Genomic DNA, 16,735 nt, shown 5'->3' with positions numbered 1-16,735 from the left:
ATCAACGACCTGCTGCTGACCGCGCTGGCCCGCGCCCTGTGCGCCTGGACCGGCGAAAGCTCCGCACTGGTGGAGATGGAAGGCCACGGCCGCGACGCCTTCGACGGCGAAGCCGCGCTGGACCTGAGCCGCTCCGTGGGTTGGTTCACTGCGCTTTATCCGGTGCGCCTGCAAGCCGGCGGCGAGCCGGGTGCAGACCTGCGCGCCACCCGCGAACACCTGCGCAACCTGCCGCGCGCCGGCATCGGCTATGGCCAGCTGCGTTACCTGAGCAGCCATGCCGCCAGCCTGCGTGACCTGCCGGCACCGCAGGTGACCTTCAACTACCTCGGCCAGCTCGACCAGGCCTTCGCCGACGCCGACTTCCTGCCGGCCTTCGAAGGCGTGGGCCGCAGCCAGCCGCTGAACGCCGCGCTGGGCAATACGCTGGTCTACGCCGGCCGCGTACTGGGCGGCGAACTGAGCCTGGAAGTCACCTACAGCAGCGCCATGTTCGATGCCGCGGACATCGATGAGCTGCAGGCGCTGCTACGCGCCGAGCTGCAAGCACTGGTCGCTTACTGCTTGAACACCCCACGCAAGCTGGAAGCTGCCGAGCTGCCGCTGCTCGGCCTCGACCAGCAACAACTCGACGCACTGCCGCTGCCGGACGGGGTGGAAGACCTCTATCCGCTGTCGCCGATGCAGCAGGGCATGCTGTTCCACGCCCTCGACGTGCCGGGCTCCTCGCTCTACGTCAACCAACTGCGCGTCGATCTGGACGGCCTCGACGAGGCGCGCTTCCTGAATGCGTGGCGTGCAGTCATCGCCCGCCACGCCAACCTGCGCACCGGCTTCCTCGCCAGTGCCGACGCTGCGCCGTTGCAGTTCGTCCTGCGCGACGTACAGTTGCCGGTGCAGGCCTTCGACTGGCGCGACCAGCCGATCAGCGTGCAGCAACTGGAAAGCGTCGCCGACGCCCAGCGTAACCTCGGCTTCGACCTGGCCAAGCCGCCGCTGCAACGCCTGGCGCTGGTGCGCCTGGGCGAACGCCGCTACCACCTGATCTGGACCTGCCACCACCTGCTGCTGGACGGCTGGAGCAGCGCGCGGCTGATCGGCGAAGTGCTCGCCCTCTACCGTGGCGAAGCACTGCCGGCACCGGCCGCGCAGTACGGCGACTACATCGGCTGGCTGCACGCCCAGGACGGCGCGGCGGGCGAGAGCTTCTGGCGCGAGCGCCTGAAGGGCTTCGACGAGCCGACCCTGCTGGCCACCGCCTGCAACGCCGGTTTCAGCGAGGAGCCGCTGCGCGAGCTGCACAGCCGCCTCGACAGCGCGCCGCTGCAACGCTTCGCCCAGGCCCAGCGCATCACCCTCAACACCCTGGTACAGGGAGCCTGGGCGCTGCTGCTGCAACGCTACTGCGGGCAGCGCAGCGTGACCTTCGGCGCCACCGTCGCCGGGCGTCCGGCCACGCTGCCGGGGGCAGAGGAGAGCCTCGGCCTGTTCATCAACACGCTGCCGATCCTGCAAACGCCGGATGACGCCCAGCGCGTCGGCGACTGGCTGCGCGAGCTGCAGGCCTTCAACCTCGACGTGCGCGAGTTCGAGCACACGCCGCTGTACGACATCCAGCGCTGGGCAGGCCGCGGCGGCCAGGCGCTGTTCGACAGCATCATCGTGTTCGAGAACTTCCCCATGGATGCGGCGTTGGCGTCGTCCAGCGAGGACGACCTGCGCATCCTCGGCCACCACCCGGTAGACGGCACCAACTACGCCCTGGCCCTGGTAGCCAGCGCCGGCGAACAGCTGGACGTGCGCTACACCTACCGCGCCGACCGCCTCAGTGCCAGCCAGATCGAACAGCTGCGCGGCCACTTCGAGCACTTGCTGCTGGCCCTGGTGGAAGATGCCGAGCGCCTGCTGGGCCGGGTCAGCCAACTGGCCGATGCCGAGCGCAACGAACTGCTGCAACGCTTCAACGACACCGAGGCAAAGTTCCCCGCCGACGTGCAGTTGCAGGAGCTGATCGAGCGCCAGGTCGCCGCGACCCCGGACGCGCTGGCCGTGCAATTCGGTGACTCGCGTCTGAGCTACGCCCAGCTCAACGCCCGCGCCAACCAGCTCGCGCATTGGCTGCGCGGCCAGGGCGTCGGCCCGGACGTGCTGGTCGGCGTGGCCGCCGAGCGTTCGGTGGAGCTGGTGGTGGCCCTGCTGGGCATCGTCAAGGCCGGCGGCGCCTACGTGCCGATGGACCCGGACTACCCGCAGGAGCGCCTGCAGCATATGCTCGCTGACAGTGGTGTGGGTCTGCTGCTGACCCAGCAGCACCTGCTGGAACGCCTGCCCGCGAGCAACGCTGAGCTGATCTGCATAGACAGGGGCCTGGACAGCCAGTGGAGCGAGATCGCCACGGCTTCCGAGCAGAACCCGGCCAGCGCCGGCAGCCCGCAGAGCCTGGCGTACCTGATCTACACCTCCGGCTCCACCGGCAAGCCCAAGGGCGCCGGCAACAGCCATCGCGCGCTGGTCAATCGCCTGAACTGGATGCAGAAGGCCTACGCACTGGACGCCTCCGACCGGGTATTGCAGAAGACCCCGTTCAGCTTCGACGTGTCGGTGTGGGAATTCTTCTGGCCGCTGCTGACCGGCGCCGCCCTGGTGGTTGCCGCGCCCGGCGCGCACCGCGATCCGGCAGCGCTGCGCCAGGTGATCGAGGCGGGGCAGGTCACCACGCTGCACTTCGTGCCGTCGATGCTGCAGGCCTTCGTCGCCTCCGGTGAGCTGGAGCGCTGCCCGTCGCTGCTGCAGGTGATGTGCTCCGGCGAGGCACTGCCCTATGAGCTGCAACAGCAATTCCGCCAGCGCAGCAGTGCCAGGCTGCACAACCTCTACGGCCCGACCGAGGCGGCGATCGACGTCAGCTTCTGGGCCTGCGATGAGGACAACGCACGGCAGGTCGTGCCCATCGGCCGGCCCATCGACAACCTGTGCCTGGTGCTGCTGGACGAGCGCCTGGAGCCGGTGCCGCAAGGCGTGGCGGGCGAGCTGTACATCGGCGGCGTCGGCCTGGCGCGCGGTTACCACGCGCGTCCTGGCCTGACCGCTGAACGCTTTGTTGCCGACCCCTTCGGCAGTGGTGAGCGTCTATACCGCACCGGCGACCTAGCTCGCCAGCGCGAAGATGGCGCCATCGAATACCTCGGCCGTCTTGACCATCAGGTGAAGATTCGCGGCCTGCGTATCGAACTGGGCGAGATCGAAGCGCGCCTGCAGGCCCACCCGCAGGTCAGCGAAGCGGTGGTGGTGGCCAGGGACGGCGTGCTGCTGGCCTACGTGGTCGCCAGCGCCGAGCCCGAAACCCTGCGCCAGGCGCTGCAAGGCGAGCTGCCGGACTACATGGTGCCGTCGCGGATCATCGCCCTCGACGCCATGCCGCTGTCGCCCAACGGCAAGCTGGACCGCAAAGCCCTGCCGGACCCGCAGCTGGGCGACAGCCTGCGGGAATACGTGGCGCCGCGCAGCGACCTGGAAGTCGAGCTGGCCGGCATCTGGCAGCACGTGCTGCAGGTGGACCGCGTCGGCCTGCACGACGACTTCTTCGAACTGGGCGGCCATTCGCTGCTGCTCACCCAGGTCGGCCTGACCCTGCGTCAGCGCCTTGGGCTGGAGCTGCCGCTGCACCGCCTGTTCGAGCTGAGCAATATCGAGGCGCTGGCCGCCTGGATCGAAACCCAGCGGGCAAGCTCCGCTAGCGCGGAAGAGGAACTGGACCTGATGGATGAACTGCTCGGCGAGCTGGAGAACCTTTGATGAGTGGTGGAATGACACACCCGATGGACGCCCAGCTGAAGCAGGTCGCGGAGCGCCTTGGCGCGCTGCCCGAGGACAAGCAGATCATCTTCCTGCGTCAGCTGCGCGAGAAAGGCGTGAGCCTGTCGCGCCTGCCGATCCTCCGCGAGGAGCGCGAGCACGCGCCGCTCTCGGCGGCCCAGGCGCGCCTGTGGTTCCTCTGGCAGATGGAGCCGCACAGCGCCGCCTACAACATCCCCGCCGCCGTGCGCCTGCGCGGTGCGCTGGACGAGGGCGCGCTGGAGCGGGCCTTCGCCGCGCTGATCGCGCGCCATGAAAGCCTGCGCACGGTGTTCCGGGAAATTGAGGGAGAAGTGCAGCAATGCATCCTCCCGCCCGGCGCGCCGAGCCTGGAGCACCGCGACTTTACCGACGAAACTGCCGCGCGCGGCTGGCTGCAGAACGCCGCCCAGAGTTCCTTCGACCTAGCCGAAGGCCCGCTGCTGCGCCTGCACCTGGCGCGCCTGCCGGGTGAAGCGCTGCTGCTGGTGAACCTGCACCACATCATTGCCGACGGCTGGTCCATCGGCGTGCTGATCGATGAATTCGCTGCGCTGTACAGCGCCGAAGTGCAAGGCACCCAGGCCGAGCTGGAAGCCTTGCCGATCCAGTACAGCGACATCGCCCGCTGGCAGCGCCTGTGGCTGGCGGCCGGCGAGGGCGAGCGGCAGCTGGCCTACTGGAAGGAACAGCTGGGCGACGAATCCCTGCTGCTGACCCTGCCGGGCGACCGCCCGCGCCCGCTGGTGCAGAGCTACCGCGGTGCGACGCTGGACTTCGAGCTGCCCCGCGCGCTCGGCGATTCCCTGCGCGAACTGGCGCGGGGGCAGGGCGCCACGCTGTTCATGCTGATCCTCGCGGCCTACCAGCTGCTGCTGTCGCGCTACAGCGGGCAGCGCGAGCTGCGCGTGGGCGTGCCCATCGCCGGCCGTGGCCGTGCCGAGAGTGAACGGCTGATCGGCTTCTTCGTGAATACCCAGGTGCTGTCGGCGCGCATCGACGGCGACGAATCCTTCAACGCCTTCCTCGCCCGCACCCGCGAAGCGGTGCTGGGCGCCCAGGCCAACCCGGACCTGCCGTTCGAGCAACTGGTGGATGCGCTGCAACCCGAGCGCAGCCTGAGCTACAACCCGCTGTTCCAGGTGGCCTGCAACCATCAGCCGAGCCGCCGCGACGCCCTGCGCGAGCTGCCCGGTGGCCTGCAGCTGGAAAGCCTGGAGCTGGACAGCGGCATCGCCAAGTTCGACCTGACCCTGAACACCGAGGAAAGCCGCGACGGCCAGGTGCGCGGGCAGTTCATGTACGCCACCGACCAGTTCGACGCGGCGACCATCGAACGTCTCGGCGGGCACTTCCTCAACCTGCTGCAGGCCCTGGTGCGCGACCCGCAATGCCCGGTGGCGCGCCTGCCGCTGCTCGATGGCAGCGAGCGCGAGCAACTGCTCTACGGCTGGAACGCCACCGCGATGGACTACCCGCGCGATGCCTGCCTGCACCAGTTGATCGAACAGCAGGTGCAGCGCTCGCCCGCTGAGGTGGCGCTCACCGATGGCCAGCGCAGCTTCAGCTACGCCGAGCTGAACAGCCGCGCCAACCGCCTCGCGCACTGGCTGCGCGAGCAGGGCGTCGGCCCGGACAGCCGCGTCGGTGTCGCCCTGGAACGCTCGGTGGAGCTGCCGGTGGCGCTGCTGGCGGTGCTCAAGGCCGGTGGCGCCTACGTGCCGCTGGACCCGGAATTCCCCGCCGAACGCCTGGCGCACATGCTCGAAGACGGCGGCGTGCGCCTGCTGCTGACCCAGCAGCACCTGCTCGGCGAACTGCCACAGACGGGCGCCCGCGCGTTCTGCCTGGACCGCGACTGGGTGCAGCTGGATGGCTACGCCGACAGCGACCTGACGAACCTCGCCAAGCCCGACGATCTCGCCTACGTCATCTACACCTCCGGCTCCACCGGCAAGCCCAAGGGCGTCGCCGTGCGCCACGGCGGCGTGGTCAACTTCATGCTCAGCATGGCCCGCGAGCCGGGCCTGGACGCGCAGGACCGCGTGTTCGCGCTGACCTCGCTGTCCTTCGATATTTCCGCGCTGGAGCTGTACCTGCCGCTGCTGGTCGGCGGCCGCGTAGTGCTGGTCGACCGTGACGTCGCCCGCGACCCGTCGCGCCTGCTCGGCGTGGCGCTGGAACAGGGCGTGACGGTGATCCAGGCGACGCCGAGCACCTGGACGCTGCTCAGCGGCCACCAGGACTTCCCGCGCCTGACCGGCTGCCGCTTCTTCTGCGGCGGCGAGGCGCTGTCCGCCGAGCTGGCGGACAAGCTCACCGCACAAACTGATGCGCTGTGGAATCTCTACGGTCCCACCGAAACCACCATCTGGTCGGCGGCCTGGAAGATCGACAAGGGCGCCCGTGCACTGCTCGGCAAGCCCATCGCCAACACCCAGCTGTACATCCTCGATGGCGAGCTGCAACCCGCACCCATTGGCGTGGCAGGCGAGCTGTACATTGCCGGCGACGGCCTGGCGCGCGGCTACCACGGGCGCCCGGAGCTGACCAACGAGCGCTTCGTTGCCGATCCGTACAGAGCCGAGCGGAACGCGCGCATGTACCGCACCGGCGACCTCGCGCGCTGGCGTGCAGACGGCGTGCTGGAATACCTCGGCCGCATTGACCACCAGGTGAAGATCCGCGGCTTCCGTATCGAACTGGGCGAGATCGAGTCGCGCCTGCTCGGCCAGCCCGGCGTACGTGAGGCGGTGGTCATCGCCCGCGATGCGGGGCAGGTGAAGCAGCTGGTGGGCTACGTCACCGGCCCTCTTTTGAATGAGCGGGGTACTGACCTGCGCGCCGCCTTGCTGGAAGAACTGCCGGACTACATGGTCCCCGCGCAGATCGTCCAGCTCGAACGCATGCCGCTGACCCCCAACGGCAAGCTCGACCGCAAGGCGCTGCCGGAGCCGGACTTCAGCCTGTTGCAGAAGACCTACCGCGCGCCCGAGAGCGAGCGCGAGCAGGCCCTCGCGGCCATCTGGTGCGCCGTGCTCGGCCTTGAGCGGGTGGGGCTGGACGACAACTTCTTCGAGCTGGGCGGCGACTCCATCGTCTCCATCCAGGTGGTCAGCCGCGCCCGCGCCGCCGGCCTGCAACTGAGCCCGAAGGACCTGTTCCAGCACCAGACGCTGCAAGCGCTGGCCCGTGTGGCCGGTGATTTCGTGGCGGCCGATGCGCCGGTTGTGGTTTCCACCATCGATGCGCCGGACGCCGCACAGCTGGCCGCACTCGGTCTGAATCCAGACCAGATCGAAGACCTCTACCCGCTGTCGCCGATGCAGCAGGGCATGCTGTTCCACGGCGTGGATGGCAGCGAGGGCGGCGTCTACGTCAACCAGCTGCGCGTGGAAGTGCAGGACCTCGACGTGGAGCGCTTCCGCGCCGCCTGGCAGGCCGCGCTGGATGCCCACGACAACCTGCGTGCCGGCGTGCACTGGCAGGGGCTGGATCAGCCGGTGCAGGCCGTACACAAACACGTCGAGCTGCCGTTGGAAGTCCTCGACTGGCGCGGCCGCGAGGATATGGACGCGGCGCTGGACGAGCTGGCCGCCGCCGAACGCAGCCGCAGCTTCGACCTGGAACAGCCGCCGCTGCTGCGCCTGGTGCTGGTGCGCAGCGCCGAGGCCAGCCACCAGCTGGTCTACACCCACCACCACATCCTGCTCGACGGCTGGAGCAACGCCCAGCTGTTCGCCGAGGCGCTGCGCCGCTACAACGGCGAGAGCATCGCCGAGCAGGGCCGCTACCGCGACTACATCCACTGGCTGCAGGTGCAGGACCAGCAGCAGGCCCAGGATTTCTGGAGTGCACGGCTGCAAGGCTTCGCCCAGCCCACCGTGCTCGCCGACAGCCTGGCGCGCCCGGCCGAAGGCAATGGCCACGGCCTGGAATACAGCCGCTATGACGCGGCGGCCACCGAGCGCCTGAAGGCCTTCGCCCGCAGCCAGCGGGTAACGCTCAACACCCTGGTGCAGGCGGCGTGGATTCTTCTGCTGCAACGCTACACCGGGCAGCAGCGCGTGGCCTTCGGTGCCACCGTGGCCGGGCGTCCCGCGCAACTGGCCGGCGCCGACAGCCTGCTGGGCCTGTTCATCAACACGCTGCCCATCGTCCAGGCGCCGGCCGAGCAAGCCGACCTCGGCGACTGGCTTCGCGAGCTGCAGGCCTACAACCTGGACGTGCGCGAGTTCGAGCACACGCCGCTGTACGACATCCAGCGCTGGGCCGGCCAGGCCGGGCAGGCGCTGTTCGACAGCATCATCGTGTTCGAGAACTACCCGGTCGACGAGGTGCTGCGCAGCGCCCAGGGACCGCGCTTCGGCGAGCTGAAGTCGAAGGACGAGACCAGCATTCCCATGGACCTTGCTGTGCGCGTCGGCGAGCGCCTGGAGATCGAGTACCAGTACCTGCGCGCGCACTTCAGCGCAGCCGCCGTGGCGCGTCTGCGCGGCAACATGGAGCAGGTGCTGGACAGCCTGCTGCACGGCGCCGGCAAGCGCGTCGGCGAGCTGCAGTGCCTGTCCGCCAATGACCGTGCGGCGCTGTCCGCCTGCCGTGGACCGCACCAGTCGCTGCCGCCGGCGGAGCCGGTGCACCTGGCCATCGCCCGCCAGGCGGCGCTGCGTGGCGACGAGGTGGCGTTGATCTGCGGTGACCAGGAAATCGACTACGCGGCGCTGGAGCGCGACTCCAACCGCCTGGCCCATCGCCTGATGGCGCTGGGCGTTGGCCCGGAAGTCCGCGTTGGCGTGGCCTTGCCGCGCAGCGTGCGCATTCCCCTGGCGCTGCTGGCGGTGCTCAAGGCTGGCGGCGCCTATGTGCCGCTGGACGCCGAGTACCCGCGCGAGCGCCTGGAATTCCAAATGGCCGACGCCGGCATCGCGCTGCTGATCACCGACAGCCGCCTGCGCGAGCGCCTGCCGCTACCGGCGGGCGTGACCTGCCTGGAATTGGATGGTCTTGACCTCTCCGGCGAAGACAGTGACCTGCCGGTCGTGGCCCTGGAACCGGAAAACCTCGCCTACCTGATCTACACCTCCGGCTCCACCGGCAAGCCCAAGGGCGTGGCGGTCAGCCATGGCCCGCTGGCCATGCATTGCGCGGCCATCGGTGAGCTGTACCGGATGGACGCAGCGACCCGCGAGCTGCACTTCATGTCCTTCGCCTTCGACGGCGCCCACGAACGCTGGCTGACCACGCTGGTGCATGGTGGCAGCCTGGTGCTGCGCGGCGACGAGCTGTGGACGCCGGAGCAGACCTATCGCGTGCTGCACGACAAGCAGGTCAGCGTGGCGGCCTTCCCGCCGGTCTACCTGCAGCAACTGGCCGAGCACGCGCTGCGTGACGGCAACCCGCCGCCGGTGCGCATCTACTGCTTCGGCGGCGATGCGGTGCCCAATGCCAGCTTCGAACTGGCCAAACGCGCGCTGCGTGCCGAGCACCTGATCAATGGCTACGGCCCCACGGAAACCGTGGTCACGCCGCTGCTGTGGAAGGCCGACCGCACGACGGCCTGCGATGCTGCCTATGCGCCCATCGGCAAGGGCGTCGGTGCGCGCAAGCTGTACATCCTCGACGAGCAGCTGCGCCAGGTGCCGCTGGGTGTGGCCGGCGAGCTGTACATTGGCGGCGACGGCCTGGCGCGCGGTTATCACGAGCGCGCCGGGCTGACCGCCGAGCGCTTTGTCGCCGATCCGTTCGATGCGAGCGGTGGCCGCCTGTACCGCTCCGGCGACCTGGTACGCGGTCGCGCCGATGGCGTGATCGACTACGTCGGGCGTATCGACCATCAGGTGAAGATTCGCGGCTTCCGCATCGAGCTGGGCGAGATCGAGGCGCGCCTGCAGGATCACCCGCAGGTCAGCGAGGCGCTGGTGGTTGCCCGCGACGGCATCAGCGGCAAGCAACTGGTCGGCTACGTAGTCGCTGAGGCGGAAGGTGATGCGCTGCGCAACTTCCTCCGCGAGCAGGTGCCGGACTACATGGTGCCCGCGCAGATCCTGCGGCTGGAGCGCTTCCCGCTGTCGCCCAACGGCAAGATCGACCGCAAGGCGCTGCCCGAACCGACCTGGCAGGGCGAGGCCTACGAGGCGCCGCGCAACGAGCGCGAGCGTGCCCTGGCGGGCATCTGGCAGGACGTGCTGCAGGTGGAGCGCGTCGGCATCCGAGACAACTTCTTCGACCTGGGCGGCGACTCCATCCTCAGCCTGCAGATCGTCTCCCGCGCCCGCCAGGCGCTGGGCGAGGGCGTGGAAATCCGCCTGCGTGACCTGCTGCAGTACCAGACCATTGCCGGGCTGCTGGAGCGCGCCGAAAGCGTGGCCGAGGCGGCGCCGACAGCGACCGTGGCAGTGGCCGACGACGGCGAATCCTTCGGCCTGGTGCCGATCCAGCAATGGATGTTCGAGCAGCAGCTGGAGGAGCCGAACCACTTCAACCAGGCGGTGTTGCTGGAGTGCCGCCAGCGGCTCGATGCCGAGGCGCTGGAAGCGGCGCTGCAGGGCCTGCTGGCCGAGCACGGCAGCCTGCGCCTGTCCTTCGCCCGTGGGGCTGACGGCCTGTGGCGCCAGCGCTATCGTGAGGCCAGCGAGATCACCGGCGCGCTGCTCTGGCAGCGCCAGGCGGCGAATGCCGAGGAGGCGCTGCTGATCGCCAACCAGGCGCAGCGCAGCCTGGACCTCAGCGAAGGCCGGCTGCTGCGCGGCGTGCTCACCGACATGGCCGATGGCACCCAGCGCCTGTTGCTGGTGATCCACCACCTGGGCGTGGACGGCGTGTCCTGGCGCATCCTGCTGGAGGAACTGCAGCAGCGTTACGTTGCACAGCTCTCGGGCGAGGCGGCGCCGCGCTTCGAGCGCACCAGCGCCTACCGCGCCTGGGCCGAAGGCCTGCGCGACTACGCCGACAGCCAACTGGCCCAGGCCGACCTGCCGTACTGGCTGGAACAGACCGACACCACCGGCCTGGGCGAGCCGCAGCGCGACAACCCGCGCGGTGCCGAGCGCATGGCGCACCTGGAACAGCTGTTCCTGCGCCTGGACCGCCAGCAGACCCAGCGCCTGCTGAAGGTGGCGCCAGAGGCCTACCGCACGCAGATCAACGACCTGCTGCTGACTGCCCTGGGCCGCACCCTGTGCCACTGGTGCGACAGCGAATCGGTACTGATCGGCCTGGAAGGCCACGGCCGCGAGGACATCCTCGACGAGGTCGACCACAGCCGCACCCTGGGCTGGTTCACCAGCCTGTTCCCGCTGCGCCTGACGCCGGGGCAGGGCGACTACGCCCAGGCCATCCCGGCGATCCGCCAGCAACTGCGCGCGGTGCCGGACAAGGGCATCGGCTACGGCGCCTTGCGCTATCTGGGTGACAGTGCGCTGCGCCGCCAGCTGGCCGCCCGCGCCGAACCGCGCGTCACCTTCAACTACCTCGGCCAGTTCGACCAGAGCTTCGACGACAAGGCGCTGTTCGTGCCGCTGCAGGAGAAGCCCGGCGACACCTATGCCGCCAGCACGCCGATGAACAACTGGCTGGAGATCGTCGGCCAGGTCTATGACGGCGAACTGACTCTGCGCTGCATGTTCAGCCGCCGGGTGTTCCGCCCGTCGCGCATCGAGGCGCTGATGGCGCAGCTGCGCACGGAGCTGGAAGGGGTAATTGGCCATTGTTGCGCCCAGGTGGAAAGCGGCGCGCGCAAGGAGCAAGCCACGGTATGAACGCATTGATGAAAGAGGTCGGCATGCTGCACCCGGAGATTTCCGCCTTCCTGGATATGGTCGACGACGGCCGCCGCAGCGGTCGCCCGGCGCTGCACGAACTGCCGCTGGAACAGGCGCGGCAGGACTTCGAGGCTTCCTCGGAATCGCTCAAGGCCGGCGCACCGTCGATGCCGGTGGAAGAACTGCTGATCCCGGCGCGGGAAGGCCGGCAACTGCCCGTTCGCCTGTACCGACCAGTAGGTGCAGGCGACGGGGCGATTCTGTATTTCCATGGCGGCGGTTACACGGTCGGCAGCCTGGACTCCCATGACGGGCTGTGCCGGTGGCTGGCCAAGCACTGCGCTTGCGCGGTGATTTCGGTGGGTTATCGCCTGGCGCCGGAAGCGCCGTTCCCGGCGGCGACCTTCGATGCCCGCGATGCGTGGAACTGGTTGCTGGATTCGGCTGCCAGCCTCGGCCTGAATCCGCACCGTCTTGCCGTCGGTGGCGACAGCGCGGGGGCCACGCTGGCTACCGTGCTCTGCGCCGAACTGGCGGGCGAGGGCGCCGCACAGCCATGCGCGCAGCTGCTGTTTTACCCGGCGGCAGATGCCAGCGCTCGCACTGAATCGGAGGAACTGTTCGCCGAAGGCTATCTGCTGGAAACGGCCAGTCTGGACTGGTTCTACCAGCAGTACGTGCCCGACGTTGCGCAGCGCGGTGACTGGCGCTGCTCGCCGGTCCATGCGGGCGCCGCTCTGCAGGGCAGCGCACCGGCATTGCTGTTCGCGGCCGAGTTCGACCCCTTGCTGGACGAAGGCCTGGCCTACGCCCACGCGCTGGTAGAGCAGGGCGTGGAAGTGGAAGCGGAACGCTGCTGCGGCATGACCCACGACTTCCTGCGCATGGGCAACCTGGTGCCGGAGGTGGCGGGGTATTACCGGCGGGTGGCGGAATTCCTCGCGGCGCGGTGGTGACCCGATGGGGCTCTCGTAGGAGCGGAGCTTCTCCGCGAATCGCCGGCAGGCGATGACCTGAAGAGGGGCCTGTGATCGCCGCATCCGCCGCAATGGATTTCGCGGACAAGGTCCGCTCCTACTGCCTGACCCCATTCGCCAATCGTAGGGCGCATAACGCGCCAGCGTTATCCGCCGAGGGCATCGGCGGATAACCCGTTCCGGGTTATCCGCCCTACGAGATGGTCATACCGTCCACCGAGCGCCCATAAAAAAGCCCCGCATTGCGCGGGGCTTTTTCATTCGAGCGGCACTCAGGCGAAAGCGCGCAGCTCGGTGCTCAGGCCGGCCTGGGCGATGACGGCGATGGCCTGTTCGCGGGCAGCTTCGGAGTCGTACAGCTTGCTCTTGTGTACTTCCGCGCCGGTGTTGTCGCGGATCACGAAGAAGTTCTTGCCGCCCGGCGACATCTGGCGCTTGTAGCGCTCGACGGCGGCGCAGGAGTTGCGCAGGCTGCCGATGGCCTGCTCGGCAGCTTCCTGGGACGGGTAGGTCCCGCTTTCCAGCAGGGTGCCATGGGCAGTGTTCTTGAGGATGAAGCGACGGCTGCCGCTGCTGAGTTCCTTGATTTCATACCAACCGGGCATGTCGTGCTCCAGATACTCGGTGTCAGTGTTCGGCAGCTTTAGCGCCGGGTGACAGACCAGTTTAGGAACACTTCAGCCTCATCGATATAAGAAAAACCTTATAAAACCGTAGGTTAAACCTGACCGGCAATCAAAACGTCGCCTTCACCTGCAGGCCGAGCAGCAGGGCGTTGTCGATGTCCTGGCCGGAGAAGGCGCCCGGTTCGATGACGTATTGCAGGTCCGGGCGCAAGGTCAACCAGGGCGTGGCCTGGTAGCCGTAGCTGAGCTCGATGAGCTGCTCGCCGCTGTCCAGGTTGGGGAAGGCCTGGCCGTTGGCGAGGGCGTTGTCTTCCTGCACCTCGCGGCTGCGCGGGTTCAGCACGGCGCGGCCGTAGCCGAGGGCGAGGGTATCTTTCGGGCGGCCTTCGAACGGTTTGTAGAGCACCACGCCGGCGCCATACCACTTGGTGAAGGGCGAGGCAGCAGTGCTGGCGGCCGAGGCCTGGCCGAACAGGTGCAGGCTTCGGCCCTTCGAAGCCGGGTCGTTCCACACGGCCTGGTCGACCAGCAGGTAATGCCCGCTGCGACCGGACACTTCCTTGTCACTGCCGATGCGCTGCACGTCGGAGCTGTCGTAGTACCAGCCCAGCTTGTACTCGCCGGGCAGCTCGCCCTGGGGCTTGTAGATCAGCTCGATGGGCACCACGGTGCCGGTGGTGTGCTTGGGCGTTAGGTGCCAGGCGCGGCTGGAGTTGCCGTTGCTCTCCGGGTCGACGTTGAAGGCGGCGATGCGCAGCTGCCAGTCGGGCGCGAAGCTGTACTTCACCCGCGCGCCCAGGTGCGCGTTGGGGTAGTTGGTCCAGCCGCTGCCACCGGACATGTTCAGCGGGTGGCCGCAGAAACCGGCGTTCATGAAGTTGCAGAGGATGCCGCTGTCCAGCCCGCCGACGTCGTTGCCCATGGCCATGTAGCCGAGCTTGAGGTTCACGGCCTGGCTCAGGTCGCGCTCGTAGCTCAGCTCGGTCAGGCGGGTGTAGAGGCCGCCGTAGTTTTCCTGTACCGGCAGGCGGTTGCCCACCAGGTCTTCGGAGGCGCTGTTGCCGCGGCGGTCGTTGATGGTCAACTGAACCTTGCCGCCATTCTCCAGACCGTAGAGTTTCGACAGGTCGAACTGCATGCCCAGCTTGATGTTCTGCGAGTAGCGCGCCGAGCGGTGCAGGCCGCCGTGGGTGTTGTAGGCGCTCTCGCCGCTGTAGTCGCCGGTGAACTTGACGCCATCCTGTTCCAGCTGGTGGCGCAGGCCGCCCCAGTCGCCGGTCAGCGTGTTGCGTTCGAGCAGGCCTTCTTCAGCCAGCGCAGGCAGCGAGGCGACGCACAGCAGCAGGCCGGGCGTGAGGCGAAGGGAAGTGCGCATGGGATTTCCTGAACTTGCAGCGAATAAAAAAAGGCGCGGTGGTAGTGCCGCGCCGGAAGGAGGCGCCCGCACGAGGCGGGCGCGATGGGATCGTCAGGCCGGGCCGCTCACTGCTTGTCGGGCAGGGCGTAGGCCATCACGTAGTCGCCACGGTCGGTGGACTGGCGTGCGCCACCGGCGGTGATGACGATGAACTGCTTGCCGGTCTTGGGCGACACGTAGGTCATCGGGCCGCCCTGGCTGCCGACGGGCAGGCGGGCCTTCCAGATTTCCTCGCCGTTGCCGCTGTCGTAGGCGCGCAGGTAGAAGTCCTGGGTGCCGGCGATGAACACCAGGCCGCCCTGGGTGGACAGCGTGCCGCCGAGGGTCGGCAGGCCGATGGGGATCGGCAGGTGCATGCGGATGCCCAGCGGGCCGGTGTCTTCGACGGTGCCCACTGGCACCTGCCAGGCCACCTGGCGGGTCTTCATGTCGATGGCGGTGAGGGTGCCGAACGGTGGCGCCTGACAGGGGATGCCGGCCACCGAGAGGAAGCGGTTCTTGTTCACCGCGTAAGGCGTGCCCTTGAGCGGAACGGCGCCCATGCCGGTGTTCAGCGCTTCGCCGCCGCCGGCGGCCGCACCCTTGTTGGCCGAGGGAATCATCTGGATCCACAGGCCCAGGCGCATGTCGTTGACGAAGATGAAGCCGTGCACCGGATCGGTGGAGAGGCTGCCCCAGTTCATGCCGCCCAGGGAGCCGGGGAAGCTCAGCGACAGGTCGGTGCCGGGCGCGGTGTAGAGGCCGTCGTAGCGCATCTTCTTGAAGTCGATGCGGCACAGCAGCTGGTCATAGGGCGTGGCGCCCCACATGTCCGACTCGGTGAGAGTCTGCGCGCCGATCTGCGGCATGCCGACGGATTTCGGCTGGGTCGGCGAGTAGGGCTCGTTGGGGATATTGCTCGGTTTGACCGGTACGTCCTTCACTTCGGTGAGCGGCTTGCCGGTGGCGCGGTCGAGCACGTAGATCTGCCCGGCCTTGGTGCCGATCACCACGGCCGGCACGGTCTTGCCGTCGTCTTTGGTGAAGTCGATCAGGCTCGGCTGCATCGGCAGGTCGAAGTCCCAGAGGTCGTTGTGCACGGTCTGGTAGACCCACTTCTCGGCGCCGGTGCTGGCGTCCACGGCGAGGATCGAGGCGCCGTAGGTGTGGTCGAGCTTGCTGCGCTCCACGCCATAGATGTCAGTGGAGGAGCTGCCCATGGGCAGGAACACGGTGTTCATCGCCGGGTCGTAGGACATCGGCGCCCAGCTGTTGGGGGTGCTGCGCACGTAGCTCTTGCCGTCCGCCGGGGCCTGTTTGTCTTGCGGGTTGCCCGGATCGAAGGCCCAGCGCATGGCTCCGGTGATGACGTCGAAGCCGCGGATCACGCCGCCGGGCATGTCGGTCTGGACGTTGTCCGCGACGCGCCCGCCGACCACCACGGTGGTGCCGGCCATCAGCGGGGCGGAAGAGAGTTGGTAGTAGGAGTCGGGCACGTCGCCCAGGCCGGCCTTGAGGTCGACCTGGCCGTTGTTGCCGAAGCCCTGGCAGAACTCGCCGGTGTCGGCGTCCACCGCGATCAAACGCGCATCGATGGTGTTGGTCAGCAGTCGACGCTGGCAGTTGGCGCCGGCCGGGACGCTGGCGGCGATGACCTGCGAGCTGTTGGGCTGGGTCGGCTGAGCGATCTCTTTGGTGGCGTCGAAATAGGCCATACCACGGCAGCGCTGCCAGACCTTGGACTGGGCGTTGATCGGGTTTTTCCAGAGTTCCTTGCCGGTGTCCGCGTCGAGGGCGATCAGGTTGTTGTGCGGGGTGCAGATGAACACCTTGTCGCCGACCTGCAGCGGGGTGAGCTGGTCTTCCGCGCCGTTGCCGTCGCTGATCGCCACATCGCCCGTGTGGTAGGTCCAGGCCACCTTGAGCTTGTCGACGTTGCCACGGTTGATCTGGTCCAGCGCGGCAAAGCGGCTGCCGCCCTCGGTGTTGCCGTAGTGCGCCCAATCCTTCTGCGCGTGGGCTGGGTCGACCGGCGTCAGGCCAGGGCCCTTGCCGGTGGGCGCAACGCTCGGGTGGGCGACGAACATGTTGCCGGCAGCGATCATCACCAGCACTGCCAGCACCCCGGCGATGCCATAG

6 protein-coding genes are annotated in these 16,735 nt (G+C 68.3%); 3 read left to right on the top strand and 3 right to left on the bottom strand.

The genetic code is table 11. The annotated features are described in order from the left end of the window. The 3 genes from QO207_RS30235 to QO207_RS30225 form a co-directional block, all read left to right on the top strand. The coding region (locus QO207_RS30235; RefSeq protein WP_301535934.1) for an amino acid adenylation domain-containing protein at positions 1 to 3,795 on the top strand (3,795 nt) is incomplete at its 5' end. 11 nt (positions 3,796 to 3,806) lie between these two features. Beyond that, the gene (locus tag QO207_RS30230) at positions 3,807 to 11,594 is read left to right on the top strand and encodes a non-ribosomal peptide synthetase (RefSeq protein WP_301535933.1); all 7,788 of its coding nucleotides are present in this window, start codon (positions 3,807 to 3,809) and stop codon (positions 11,592 to 11,594) included. Beyond that, entirely contained in the window at positions 11,591 to 12,553 is a 963-nt protein-coding gene (locus QO207_RS30225; RefSeq protein ID WP_301535932.1) for an alpha/beta hydrolase, read from the top strand. Before QO207_RS30230 ends, QO207_RS30225 begins: the two co-directional genes overlap by 4 nt. 293 nt (positions 12,554 to 12,846) lie before the next feature. On the opposite strand, the gene QO207_RS30220 is transcribed toward QO207_RS30225, so the two are convergent. From QO207_RS30220 to QO207_RS30210, 3 genes are all read right to left on the bottom strand, one after another. Next, positions 12,847 to 13,179: a DUF1508 domain-containing protein gene (locus QO207_RS30220; protein WP_301535931.1), complete on the bottom strand. Its 333-nt coding sequence runs from the start codon at positions 13,177 to 13,179 to the stop codon at positions 12,847 to 12,849. A 130-nt stretch (positions 13,180 to 13,309) separates the two neighbouring features. After that, positions 13,310 to 14,575, bottom strand: coding sequence for a carbohydrate porin (locus QO207_RS30215; RefSeq protein WP_301535930.1), 1,266 nt, complete (start codon positions 14,573 to 14,575; stop codon positions 13,310 to 13,312). Positions 14,576 to 14,682: 107 nt separating this feature from the next. After that, on the bottom strand, positions 14,683 to 16,735 hold a 2,053-nt coding region (locus tag QO207_RS30210), incomplete at its 5' end, for a membrane-bound PQQ-dependent dehydrogenase, glucose/quinate/shikimate family (RefSeq protein WP_301535929.1).

Origin of the sequence: Pseudomonas sp. CAN1, assembly GCF_030462585.1 — a bacterium.
Lineage (GTDB): Bacteria > Pseudomonadota > Gammaproteobacteria > Pseudomonadales > Pseudomonadaceae > Pseudomonas.
This window is presented reverse-complemented; position numbering and strand designations above follow the sequence as displayed.